This is a genomic window from Myxococcus qinghaiensis, from assembly GCF_024198215.1.
Taxonomy (GTDB): domain Bacteria; phylum Myxococcota; class Myxococcia; order Myxococcales; family Myxococcaceae; genus Myxococcus; species Myxococcus qinghaiensis.
Genome location: NZ_JAKCFA010000013.1, coordinates 64037 through 75074, shown reverse-complemented (window position 1 = coordinate 75074; position 11038 = coordinate 64037). Strand labels below are relative to the sequence as shown.

The following is an 11038-nucleotide window of genomic DNA, read 5'->3' as shown; positions in this document are numbered from 1 at the left end:
CCGAGTCGCGGCCTAGAAGTTGAGGCCGCCGTCCACGTCGATGGTGCGACCGTTGAAGTAGTCGCACTCGAGGATGAACTTCACGGCCAGCCAGATGTCCTCGGGCAGGCCGATGCGGCCCACGGGAATCGAGGCCACCAGCGCGTCGCGGGCCTTCTGGTTCATTCCCTGCGTCATCGGCGTCTCAATCATGCCCGGGGCCACCGCGCCCACGCGGATGCCGAAGGGGCCGAACTCGCGCGACCACGTCACGGTGTTCGCCGCGAGCGCCGCCTTGGCGGACACGTAGTTGGACTGACCGCGGTTGCCGTGCCGGGCGATGGACGACATGTTGACGACGACGCCGTTGCCCTGGTCCGTCTCCACCATCTTCGCCACCACCTCGCGCACCATCAGCGTGGCGCCCGTGAGGTTGACGCCGATGACCGCGTTCCAGTCGGCGGTGGACAGCTTCTTCACCTGGCCCGTGGTCCGGTCCTTCTTCACCAGCAGCGCGTCGCGGAGGATGCCCGCGTTGTTGATGAGGCCGTTGAGCCCGCCCATGGCCCCGTGCGCCCAGCTCACGAAGGACGTGATGTCCTCCTCGGACGACACGTCCAGCTTGCGGCGGTGGATGCTCGCGGGCAGCGCCGCCAGCTTCTCCTCGTTGACGTCGCCCACCGCCACCTGCGCGCCCGCCTCCACCAGCCGCTGCGCGAAGTGCGCGCCCATGCCCTGGGCACCACCCGTCACCACCACCTTCAGGTCCTTGAGCTGCATGTGTCTGTCTCTCCGGTGTGTTGGGGGCGGCTGGGGAACCTGGGGGCTTCCGTGCCGCCGTTGAAACCCGCCGCGCAGGGTACGCAACCCGGCCCGCCCTGGCCAGCGCCGATGAAGTTGAAACCTGAATCGACATTCAACTCAGGTAGAAATGAAAACGCCGCGTCGGGGAGTCCGACGCGGCGCGGCACGGCCTTGAAGTGTCAGCGCGGGGTTACAGGGCGCCGGAGATGACGGCGCCCAGCCGGCGCATGCCCTCGGCAATCAGGTCGGGCGGCCGGTTGGAGTAGTTGAGGCGGATGAACTCCGAGCGCGGGTTCATGGCGAAGAAGGGGCTGCCCGGCACGAAGGCGACCTTCTGCTCGACGGCCCGGGGCAGCAGGGTGTCGCCGCTGATGCCGGGGGGCAGCCTGGCCCACAGGAACATGCCGCCGTCCGGGTGTGTCCAGCTCATGCCCTCCGGCATGTGGACCTTGAGCGCGTCCAGCATGGCGTTGGCGCGCTCGCCGTAGACAGGGCGCAGCGAGTCCAGGTGCTTGTAGTAGTCGAAGTTCTGCAAGAGCTTCACCACGGCGCGCTGGGCGACGGTGGCGGTGTGCAGGTCCGTGGACTGCTTGGCGATGGTGAGGCTGCGCACGAAGTCGCGCGGGCCCGCCACCCAGCCGATGCGCAGGCCCGGGGCCAGCGTCTTGGAGAAGGTGCCCAGCGACACGACGACGCCCTGGTCGTCGAAGGCGGCCAGCGACGGCAGGTGCTCGCCGCGGAAGCGCAGCTCGCCGTACGGGTCGTCCTCGAGGATGAGGAAGCGGTGCTGCTGCGCCAGCCGCACCAGGGCCTTGCGGCGCTCCAGCGACAGGGTGGTGCCCTTGGGGTTCTGGAAGTTGGCGACGACGTACAGCATCTTCGGCTTGTGCGTGGCCAGCACGCGCTCCAGGTCGTCGATGCGCATGCCGTCGTCGTCGCTCTCGACGGTGGCGAACTTCGCCTCGTAGCCGCCGAACGTCTGCAGCGCGGCCAGGTAGCTGGGGTTCTCCACGATGACCAGGTCACCGGGGTCCAGGAGCACCTTGGCCACCAGGTCGATGCCCTGCTGCGAGCCGTTGGTGATGAGAATCTGGTCCGCGCCGCACACGCGGCCGGAGCGGGCCAGGTGCGTGCAGATCCACTCGCGCAGGGGGGCGAAGCCCTCGGTGGTGCTGTACTGGAGCGCGGCGCGGCCCTCCTCGGCCATGACCCTGGCGTGGGCCTCGGCGATGGCCTCCAGCGGGAAGAGCTCCGGCGCGGGCAGGCCTCCGGCGAAGGAGAGGATGTCCGGGCGCTCGGCCACCTTGAGGATTTCGCGCACCGCGGACGTCTTGATGCGCGACATGCGTTGGGCGAGTCGCCAGACCGGTGGCGGGGGAAGGGGTGCGCTCATGGCGTCGGCGCTCATCTTTCACTCTCCTTGGCGAGCTCGGGAGGCACGCGGACATGCGTGTCCTCCTTGATGGAAGACAGGACGATGGTGGTCTGGGTCCGGGTGACGCCCGCGATGGTGCGCAGTGTCTCCACGAGGAGCGAGTCGAGCGTCCGCGTGTTCGCCGTCTTGACCTTGACGAGGTACGAGTCCTGCCCGGCGACGCGGTGGCACTCCAGCACGTCCGGCAGGGCGAGGACCTTCTTGGCGAAGCCCTCGAAGTACTTCGGATGCTCGATGCTCACCCCGATGAAGGCGGTGATGTCCTTGCCCAGCTTGGTCGCGTCGACGCGCGCCGCATAGCCGGTGATGACGCCCCGCTCCTCCAGCTTGCGGATGCGCTCGGCCACCGCGGGCTGGGACAGCCCCACCGCGCGGGAGAGCTCCAACTGCGTCGCGCGGCCGTCGCGCTGCAGCAGGTCCACCAGGCGGAAGTCGAGCTCATCCATGTGCATGGGCGGGGTGGACCTTATTTTTATAAGTCCCTGGACGTTTCGACAGCTAAATTAAATTTGGCGTCCAAAATAAGCAAGTGGGGCGGAAGTGCAAGTCCGAACGACGTGGAAGGTCGCTCGGAGGGCGGATTGCACACGGGGAGTCAGGGCCACGCGGGCTTGAATGCACGCGTGGTGCCGAGGGGCGGACAGGTGTTGGGCGCGGGGATGGGGAGCGCGGTCGCCACGGCGGGCGCGCGGGAGGCTCCGGGTGCTGCGCGTCGCGGCGGAGGACTGGCCTCAGGCCTCTTCGCGGGCCCAGAGGTGTTGGAGGGCTCTGGGGCGGGTGGGGCAGCCCTCAGGGCTCATCCGTTCCCCCTAGATAGAGGGCCCCATTGCAGCGACGGATTCGGGCCCATGTCCGCGCGGCTCCCCGCGCAACCCCATACCTCTGGATGGAGCGCAGGCCGTACAGCGAGCACGTCGGCGTGTAGATGCAGTGACGCTTCCATGCGTTGGGGAGCAGGTGCCGGTAAAGCAGAATGAGTCCCACCGCGAGCCAGGCCAGGGGATTGAGCCACCAGGGCAGTCGCGACATGGGCGGCGAGGCGGAATCCCGACTGCTCCGCACCGGAGGCGGAAAGCGCGCCAGTGCGGAGTATTCATTCCCCTCCCAGGGGCTGCTTCGGGAGCGGGGGCTCGGGGTCATCCCGTCCTCTGCCGTTCGAAGACGCAGACCAGCCACGAGCCCTTGCTGGTATTGCAGCCACTGTTCGTCGTGACCGCGCGGTACTCGCTGGAGTGCAGCTTCCAGCCTTGGGTCGCGTAGTTGTTGAGGAACTTCGCGAACTCCGCGCAGCGCTGCGGGCTCCAGCCTGACTCCGTGCTGCCACAGCCCGGCGCGGGCGGCACGAACGCATCCACATGGTACTCGTACATCTTGGACTCCCCCACTTCTGCTCAAGGAATGGCGGAACTCCTAGCGCAGGGGGTGCAGGGGGCAAGAAATCGTCTTGTGAGGGATTGCGGTGTCAGGGCGGAGGATGTGGGCTGTGAGTCGTTGTCTACCCTGGGGCGCTTCATCCGCTTCGGTGAGGCCAATGTCCTGCTGCAAGGACTTGTCGCGTCCCGTCCCATCCCGAGGCGTGGCCGCCTGCCCTCCAGCGCGCCCCGCGCCTCACTCCACCGAGGCATCCCGGGGCAGCTGCCGCACCGTGTGCCCCTTCTTCTGGAGGAGCGCCACGATGCCCTCCGCGCCCACCACGTGCCCCGCGCCCACCACCACCAGGTGCACGCGCGGCTCACCCAACAGCGCCTCCAGCCGGTCCGCCATCTGCACGTTTCGCTCGAAGAAGACCCGCTCGTACACGGGCCGATAGGTCTCATCCTTCGCCCCTTCGAGCAGCAGCCCCGCCATCCCCTCCGCGTCCCCCGCCCGCCACGCGGACGTGAGCGCCTCCACAATCTCCCCCGGCCCCTGTTCCCGCCGCAGTTGGTCCCTCAACATCAAATCCTGGAGCGTGTCTGGCGTGCCCGCGAGCATCCGCAGTTGCCCGTCCGCGGTCTCCAACTCCATCACCTGCTTCTTCGCCTCGTGAGCCCGGTCCAGGAACGCCCGGTCCACGCCGTGCCCCTGCTTGTAGCCCGCCGCCTCGAACTCCAGGTTGTTGAGCACCAGCCCCGCCAGCCACGGACGCAGCCGTTCGAGTCCCTGCGCCTGCACCCCGAGGCGGGTGGCGGCGCGGCTCAGGAGGTCGCGGGTGCTGGGGTCCAGGCGTTGGGAGAGGCTCTGGCCTTCGGGGAGGGTGCCCAACTCGCGCACGAGCTTCTGCATCGCGGTGGGGTCGGTGCGGGTGGTGTCGACCTCGACGGCGAGGACCTGGGCCTTGGAGAAGGCGGACTCCATGGAGGAGGGGAGGGTGAGGGCGCCGGCCTTGCCCATGTGGATGGAGCCGACGAGGTAGGCGGTGCCGCCGCGCGGGTCCTTCACTTCCCACAGGAAGGCGTTGCCGGAGTCGACGGGGACATACTTCCTCGCGGCGGGCGTGGAGGCACAGCCGGCGCCGAGCAGCGCGACGAGGAGCAGGGATAGCGGCAGGGACGACGGGCGCTTCATGGCGTGGGCTTCCCCTTGAGTGTCCATGCATCGAACCACCCGGGCGCCTGTCGCGTCGAGGTGCGATGGCGCGGGTCAGTCCCGCTTCAGGATGACGCCGTCGTCACTGATGGCGTAGCTCGCGCCGGGGTCCATGACCTCGGGCTGGAGGCCGCAGCGCTCTGCTTCGTTGGGTGTGAAGTGGACGTATGTCATCCGCTCTCCGCGCACCAGCCAGGCGTCATAGGTGTCGGGGGCGAGCAGGCACCGGGTCATGGCGTCGGCGCCCTTGGGTGGGGGCTTTCCCGGATGCAGGAAGTCCTCCATGGCGATCTGGAGCGCCTTGAGCTGGTGGCCCTCCACGATGATGGAGGCGTCCTTGGTCCAGGAGGGGAACTGGATGCTGTTGGCGACCTCGGGGGGCGCGAGCGGCGCTTGAGGGCGTGCGCGAGAGAGGTGGCAGCCCCCCAGCGAGAGCGCGAGGAGGCAGAGGGGGAGAGGCTTCATCCGGAGGAGCATCGCACGGGTAGGAGTGGGTTCCGCCGACATGGGCCTCGCGGATGGGGTTGAGTGTATCCCCTGGGCGGTTGCCCGTCAGAACCTCACGCCATCGAGTGTTTGCAGGACGTCGCGGAGCGCCTCCTCGGTGGTGCCGAAGCGCTTGGCGACAGCGGGTGCAGAATCGGTCGCGGCCACAGTCTCCGGAGGTGAATCCACAAGGACTTCCGCGACGATGCGGCTCGTGCCGGGCCAGGGCGCGGCGAGCAACTCCTGCCGCCTGCGAGTGGGGTCCAGGAAGGTGAAGCAGGGCCAGGACGGGAGCTTCAATGTGTCGACGTCGCAGTTGAGGAATCGGCAGGCGTTGAGCCGCGCTCCGGAGAAGTCGCAGTCCTCGATGCCGCCCAGTGCCTGCACCGCCTCCTCGTCGAAGGGCCAGCGACCGAAGTCGTTTCCGGTCATCTTGCCGGTGAAGCGGCAGCCTTTCAGGGAAGCTCGATTCCATCGAAAGTTCTTGAGCTCCTGCTTGACCTCGATGACGCAGTCAATGAATCGCACCTTGCTGATGACGAGGCCACGAGCAGGCACGCGAATGATGACCGTGCAGTTCCTCAGGGTCAGGTCATGTCCCAGGTAATAGAGGTCCGTCTTGCTGTTCAGCACCAGCCGCTCGCCTTGGATTTCTCGGTTCTGGAACTGAATCATGAGGGGCCTTGGGAGGGCTTCTTCAGAAGGTGACCATCCGGAACATCAGGTCCGCGAGTCGCCGACCATGCAGCGCGAGGTTGGATTCCGTCCCGGAGAGCACCTCGTAGCGGTAGCCGGTGGAGGGATCAACCGCGTCCACCCCCTTTTTGCTCCATTTCAGCATGGGGAACTCGTCGCGGAGTTGTCGCTCCACGCTTCGTCCGCGTGCCTCTCGTTCGAGCAGCCGTGCCAGCCAGTGCGCTCCTTTCGCGATGGCCTGTCGAATAGCTTCTGTCTCTTCTCGTGAGAGTTGATGGGGCCCCCAGCGTTGGGCGAGGCGCAGTGCCGCGGCCTGAAGCTGGTCCCCGACCGGGTCACTCTTGGGGATGGCGCTGGCCGGATTACCAGCGGGCACATGCCAGCGCTGCCCGTTGATGACCACCTGCTGATTACCTCCCTGGTGTTGGACGAGGACGCGGACCGGTGAGCTCGGCGTCGCGGGAGGCACCGTGGCTTGCGCGCCGGGCCTGCGTGCCAGGATGGAGAAGGTGCCCTCGGAGGTCGCCGCCACCGACTCCACTTCGGCTAGCGTCGCCAGCCTCGTGCCTCCCTGGACCTCTGCCTGCGCTGCGGCCTGCGCATAGCCCGGCAGCCCGGGCATCTTCTTGGAGAGCTTCCCCGCGCCAACACCCACCGCCGCCGTGACGAGCATCACCAGCACCCGCGCGGTGTTCTCCCCCATCACCTTGCCGTAGGTCTCCCCGGCGTCTTCCAGCTCCCCGAAAGTGGTGGCCCGGCCCGCTTCCTCCATCAGCCGAGTCCAGCCCTGCATCAACCCCCAGACGGTGTCGACGCCCAGCCACGCCAGCATGCCCACCGTCAGCGCCGCCGCCACGCCCTTCGAAATCGGCTCGGGGAGTGCCCAGAGGACGAAGTAGAGCGTGGCGGACCACACCACGAGCGCCAGCACCGCCGCGGGGTCCGCCATGTCCCGAAGCGAGTGCCGCGTCTCTTCCAGCACCGAGCCCATCGCGAGCGCCAACGCCACCGCGTACCGGTCCTCGCTGCCCAGCACGGGCCCGTCCACCAACAGTCGCAGACAGTCCCCGCCACCCTGCGTGCGCTGACACCAGCGCAGGTACTCCCGCTTCAGCTCCGCCTCCTCCGCGGTCTCCGGGCGCACCTTCAAGGAAGCCAGCCGATAGATGGGCCCACCACCCACGGCGCTCGCGGGCTCGGAGTCCGGTGCGTGCGCGAGGAGCTGTCGGACGACCTCGGGAGAAACCCGTCCGGGACGCACCTCACGGGCCAGCCGCGCAACGGCCCGGGTGAACTCCTCCTTGTCCAACTCCACGGGCTCCGCGTCCGAGCCGCCAAGCGGGACGACCCGCTGCGAGTACCAGGCGTCCGCCGCCTCTTCGCTGGAGGCCGTACGCGGGACACGCGCCGCACCCCCACAGGCGGTCAGCAATGCGAGCAGGAGGGCACCAGCCCGACGGAGCACCATGAGTCTCCCTTCAGCGGCGAGGATCTCCGACGCTACGAGGAACCCATTTCCACCACGAGGACGTTGCGCGTCGCGCCACCTCGCCAGAACGGACGTTCTTCCCGGGGTGATGACCACCCCGCTGACCCCCACGCCATTCGGGGTACGCTCCGCCGAGCGAGACATGCGGTCTCCAGGTGACGCCCTGCGTCGCCCACAGTCCATGACGCGCGGAGCCATGCTCCGTGCTTTGACAACCCCGTCGAGCGGGTGCTACCGCTAGGTGAAACATGAATCGGCCTTCAACTTCTCCAGACCGCTCCGGACCCGTCACGCCGCGAGGACAGCGGACGCGTGCGAAGCTGCTGAAGGCCGCCGAGTCGGTCTTCGGAGAGAAGGGCTACGAGCGCGCCTCCATCGCGGACATCACCCGCAAGGGCGGCGTGGCGCTCGGCACGTTCTACGTCTACTTCCCGGACAAGCAGTCCATCTTCGTCGAAGTCGTCGACGACCTGGGCACCCGCCTGCGCCGCCTCATCGGTGACTCCACCGCCGCGTGCGAAAGCCGCATGGACGTGGAGCGCGAGGGCCTGCGCACCTTCTTCCAGTTCGTCCGCCAGCACCCCAACCTCTACCGCGTCGTGCGCCAGGCCGAGTTCGTCGACGCCGACTGCTACCGCCGCTACTACGACCGCTTCGCCAAGGGCTACGTCAACGGCCTGTCCATCGCCATGGACGAGGGCGAAGTGCGCCGCATGGACCCGGAGGCGCTCGCCTACTGCCTGATGGGCATCGCCGACTTCCTCGGCATGCGCTGGGTGCTCTGGGAGGAGGACCCGGGCCTGGAGCGCGTGCTCGACACCGCCATGGGCCTCATCCGCCACGGGATGGACGCCCGCTCGGCCGCTCCCGCGCGCAACAGCGTCAAGTCCACCGCTTCCAAGGCGAGCCCCTCGAAGGCCGCCCCCGCCAAGAAGAAGAACACCCTGCGTCCCGCGCGCCGTCCGGCGCGGAGCGCCCGGAGCTGAGAAGACCGCACATGCGATACGCGCAGATCCTCGCCACTGGCCGTTACGTCCCCGAGAAGGTCCTCACCAACGCGGACGTCGAGAAGATTCTCGGTGAGCCGGTGGACGAGTGGCTCCAGCAGAACGTGGGCATCAAGGAGCGCCACGTCATGGCCGACACGGAGGCCACCAGCGACCTCTGCGTCGCCGCCGCCCGCCAGGCCCTGGAGCGCTCCGGGACGAAGCCCGAGGAGCTGGACCTCATCATCGTCGCCACCGACACGCCCGACTACCTGAGCCCCGCCACCTCCTCCGTGGTGCAGGCCAAGCTGGGCGCCTCCAACGCCGGCACCTACGACCTCAACTGCGCGTGCGCGGGTTGGGTGACGGCGCTGGACGTGGGCTCGAAGACCCTCGCCGCGGATGACGCCTACCACCGCATCCTCGTGGTGGGCGCGTACGGCATGACGCGCTATGTGAACTGGAAGGACAAGAAGACCTGCACCCTGTTCGCGGACGGCGCGGGCGCGGTGGTGCTCGGCGCGGGCGACAAGCCCGGCTTCATGGGCGCTCGGCTGCTGGCCAATGGCGAGTACCACGACGCGCTCGGCATCTACACCGGCGGCACCCACCGTCCCGCCACCGCGGAGACGCTGCCTCTCACCGGAGGCAAGCCCGCCGTCCAGTTCGTCCGCAAGTTCCCGGCCACGTTCAACACCGAGCGCTGGCCCATGCTGTTGGACCAGCTCCTCAAGAAGCAGTCGCAGACGCTGGACGACGTGAAGCTGTTCGTCTTCACCCAGCTCAACCTGCGCACCATCGAAGCCACCATGAAGGTGCTCGGCCAGCCGATGGCGAAGGCGCACTACACCATGGACAAGTGGGGCTACACCGGCTCGGCCTGCATCCCGATGACGCTCGATGACGCCGTCGTCCAGGGCAAGGTGCGCCGGGGCGACCTCGTGGCCTTCTGTGCCAGCGGCGGCGGTCTCGCCATGGCCTCCGCCCTCTACCGCTGGACGGCCTGAGACGTGGAGGCGCGCATGTTCATCGGCGACTGGATGGGGCGGGGCGCCCTGTACTGGCCCGAGCACGTCGCGGTGGTGGACACGGCCAAGGGTGACGCCGGCCGCTTCACCTACCGTGCCCTGAACACGCGCGCCGAGGCGCTCGGCGGCTGGCTGCGCGACGTGGCCGGTGTGAAGCGCGGCGACCGCGTGGGAATCGTCGCCCACAACGGCGTCGAGTACCTGGATGCGCTCTACGCCTGCGGCAAGCTGGGCGCCATCTTCGTCCCCTACAACTGGCGCCTGCACGCCACCGAGCTGACGGACCTGGTCCGCGCCATCCGCCCGCGCGTGCTCCTCTTCGGCGACGACTTCCGCGACGCCGTGGCCCAGGTGCGCGAGAGCATCGGCGACTCGCTCGGCCTCGTGTCCCTGGAGTCACAGGGGCTGCCCGGCGCGACTCAGTACGCGGACGTCCTCGCGCACCGCTCCGCCGAGCCCGTGAAGAACGACGCGGTGTCCGAGGAGGACACGCTGTGTCTGCTCTTCACCGGCGGGACGACGGGCCGCTCGAAGGGCGCGTGCATCAGCTACCGCATGGTGGCGTGGAACACGCTCAACACGCTGGTGCACGAGCTGCGCCCCGGCGACGTCACGGTGACGCACACGCCCATGTTCCACACGGGCGGGCTGCTCGTGTACTCGGTGCCGCTGCTCACCGCGGGCGGAACCATCGTCATCATGCGCCGGTGGGACCCGGAGGAGCTGCTCGCGCTCATCCCTCGCGAGAAGGTGTCGCTCTTCTTCGCGGTGCCCACGCAGTACCAGCAGCTGCTCGACTCGCCGCGCTTCGCGACGACGGACTTCTCCACCGTGCGCTTCATGACCAGCGGTGGCGCGGCGCTGCCGGTGCCGCTGATTCAAGCGTGGCAGGCCGTGCACGCGGTGCCCTTCAAGCAGGGCTTCGGCATGACGGAGTTCGGCCCGGGAATCTTCAGCATGGGGCCCGAGTTCGCGGTGTCGAAGGCGGGCTCCATCGGCCGCCCCAACTACTTCATCGCGGCGAAGCTGGTGGACGACGACGGCCGCGAGGTGCCGACGGGCGACGTGGGTGAGCTGCTCCTCAAGGGGCCCTCCATGTGCTCGGGCTACTTCGAGGACGAGGCCGCCACGCGCGAGGCCATCGACGCGGACGGCTGGTTCCACACGGGCGATCTGGCGCGCAAGGACGCGGACGGCTTCTTCACCATCTCCGGCCGCAAGAAGGACATGTTCATCTCCGGCGGAGAGAACGTGTACCCGCTGGAGCTGGAGTCGGTCCTCTACGAGCACGCGGCCGTGCAGCAGTGCTCGGTCATCGGCGTGCCGGACGCGAAGTGGGGCGAGGTCGGTCGGGCCTTCGTGGTGCTCAAGCCCGGGGAGGCGTGCTCCTCGGAGGCGCTGCTGGAGCACCTGCGCGGGAGGCTCGCGCGCTTCAAGGTGCCCAAGCAGGTGGTGCTGGTGGAGCGCCTGCCCATCTCCGCGGCGGGAAAGATTCTCAAGCGCGAGCTGCGCGAAGCGGCCATCGCCGCCGATGCGGAGGGCCGATGACCCCTTCCGTGTCCAACGC

At 68.4% G+C, this 11038-nt stretch carries 12 protein-coding genes; 3 read left to right on the top strand and 9 right to left on the bottom strand.

Features of this window, described 5'->3' with window-relative positions:
* Window positions 1-12: 12 nt before the first annotated feature.
* The 9 genes from LZ199_RS24440 to sitA5 all read right to left on the bottom strand — a co-directional run bounded on the left by LZ199_RS24440 (window position 13) and on the right by sitA5 (window position 7436).
* Window positions 13-759, bottom strand: a complete 747-nt coding sequence (locus LZ199_RS24440; RefSeq protein ID WP_253996161.1) for an SDR family oxidoreductase — start codon at window positions 757-759, stop codon at window positions 13-15.
* A gap of 214 nt (window positions 760-973) precedes the next feature.
* The gene (locus LZ199_RS24435) at window positions 974-2191 is read right to left on the bottom strand and encodes an aminotransferase-like domain-containing protein (RefSeq protein ID WP_253996160.1); all 1218 of its coding nucleotides are present in this window, start codon (window positions 2189-2191) and stop codon (window positions 974-976) included.
* Complete coding sequence (locus tag LZ199_RS24430; RefSeq protein WP_253996159.1) at window positions 2188-2670, bottom strand: Lrp/AsnC family transcriptional regulator; 483 nt, start codon at window positions 2668-2670, stop codon at window positions 2188-2190. The genes LZ199_RS24435 and LZ199_RS24430 overlap by 4 nt, the downstream gene beginning before the upstream one ends.
* Before the next feature lie 337 nt (window positions 2671-3007).
* A complete protein-coding gene (gene yidD / locus LZ199_RS24425) occupies window positions 3008-3247 on the bottom strand; it encodes a membrane protein insertion efficiency factor YidD (protein ID WP_253996158.1) in 240 nt (79 codons plus the stop codon).
* 107 nt (window positions 3248-3354) lie between these two features.
* Window positions 3355-3588 carry a DUF4177 domain-containing protein gene (locus LZ199_RS24420; protein WP_253996157.1) on the bottom strand — a complete coding sequence of 78 codons (234 nt, stop codon included), beginning with the start codon at window positions 3586-3588 and terminating at the stop codon, window positions 3355-3357.
* Window positions 3589-3826: 238 nt separating this feature from the next.
* On the bottom strand, window positions 3827-4765 hold the full coding sequence (locus LZ199_RS24415) for a TraB/GumN family protein (RefSeq protein ID WP_253996156.1): 939 nt from the start codon (window positions 4763-4765) through the stop codon (window positions 3827-3829).
* Window positions 4766-4840: 75 nt separating this feature from the next.
* Entirely contained in the window at window positions 4841-5251 is a 411-nt protein-coding gene (locus LZ199_RS24410; protein WP_253996155.1) for a hypothetical protein, read from the bottom strand.
* An 87-nt stretch (window positions 5252-5338) separates the two neighbouring features.
* Entirely contained in the window at window positions 5339-5947 is a 609-nt protein-coding gene (locus LZ199_RS24405; protein WP_253996154.1) for a hypothetical protein, read from the bottom strand.
* Window positions 5948-5969: 22 nt separating this feature from the next.
* A complete protein-coding gene (sitA5, locus tag LZ199_RS24400; RefSeq protein WP_253996153.1) occupies window positions 5970-7436 on the bottom strand; it encodes a SitA5 family polymorphic toxin in 1467 nt (488 codons plus the stop codon).
* A 269-nt stretch (window positions 7437-7705) separates the two neighbouring features.
* Here sitA5 and LZ199_RS24395 point away from each other — a divergent pair, with 269 nt between their 5' ends.
* The 3 genes from LZ199_RS24395 to LZ199_RS24385 are packed head-to-tail and all read left to right on the top strand — an operon-like array spanning window position 7706 to window position 11019.
* Window positions 7706-8443, top strand: coding sequence for a TetR/AcrR family transcriptional regulator (locus LZ199_RS24395; protein WP_253996152.1), 738 nt, complete (start codon window positions 7706-7708; stop codon window positions 8441-8443).
* Between the two features lie 11 nt (window positions 8444-8454).
* Window positions 8455-9450, top strand: a complete 996-nt coding sequence (locus LZ199_RS24390; RefSeq protein WP_253996151.1) for a 3-oxoacyl-ACP synthase III family protein — start codon at window positions 8455-8457, stop codon at window positions 9448-9450.
* A gap of 15 nt (window positions 9451-9465) precedes the next feature.
* Window positions 9466-11019: an acyl-CoA synthetase gene (locus LZ199_RS24385; RefSeq protein WP_253996150.1), complete on the top strand. Its 1554-nt coding sequence runs from the start codon at window positions 9466-9468 to the stop codon at window positions 11017-11019.
* Window positions 11020-11038 lie beyond the last annotated feature (19 nt).

What these genes read in the sequence shown, in the direction of transcription:
- LZ199_RS24440 (WP_253996161.1), bottom strand. Translation starts at nt 759, where the DNA reads ATGCAGCTCAAGGACCTGAAGGTGGTGGTGACGGGTGGTGCCCAGGGC.
- LZ199_RS24435 (WP_253996160.1), bottom strand. Translation starts at nt 2,191, where the DNA reads ATGAGCGCCGACGCCATGAGCGCACCCCTTCCCCCGCCACCGGTCTGG.
- LZ199_RS24430 (WP_253996159.1), bottom strand. Translation starts at nt 2,670, where the DNA reads ATGCACATGGATGAGCTCGACTTCCGCCTGGTGGACCTGCTGCAGCGC.
- yidD (WP_253996158.1), bottom strand. Translation starts at nt 3,247, where the DNA reads ATGTCGCGACTGCCCTGGTGGCTCAATCCCCTGGCCTGGCTCGCGGTG.
- LZ199_RS24420 (WP_253996157.1), bottom strand. Translation starts at nt 3,588, where the DNA reads ATGTACGAGTACCATGTGGATGCGTTCGTGCCGCCCGCGCCGGGCTGT.
- LZ199_RS24415 (WP_253996156.1), bottom strand. Translation starts at nt 4,765, where the DNA reads ATGAAGCGCCCGTCGTCCCTGCCGCTATCCCTGCTCCTCGTCGCGCTG.
- LZ199_RS24410 (WP_253996155.1), bottom strand. Translation starts at nt 5,251, where the DNA reads ATGAAGCCTCTCCCCCTCTGCCTCCTCGCGCTCTCGCTGGGGGGCTGC.
- LZ199_RS24405 (WP_253996154.1), bottom strand. Translation starts at nt 5,947, where the DNA reads ATGATTCAGTTCCAGAACCGAGAAATCCAAGGCGAGCGGCTGGTGCTG.
- sitA5 (WP_253996153.1), bottom strand. Translation starts at nt 7,436, where the DNA reads ATGGTGCTCCGTCGGGCTGGTGCCCTCCTGCTCGCATTGCTGACCGCC.
- LZ199_RS24395 (WP_253996152.1), top strand. Translation starts at nt 7,706, where the DNA reads ATGAATCGGCCTTCAACTTCTCCAGACCGCTCCGGACCCGTCACGCCG.
- LZ199_RS24390 (WP_253996151.1), top strand. Translation starts at nt 8,455, where the DNA reads ATGCGATACGCGCAGATCCTCGCCACTGGCCGTTACGTCCCCGAGAAG.
- LZ199_RS24385 (WP_253996150.1), top strand. Translation starts at nt 9,466, where the DNA reads ATGTTCATCGGCGACTGGATGGGGCGGGGCGCCCTGTACTGGCCCGAG.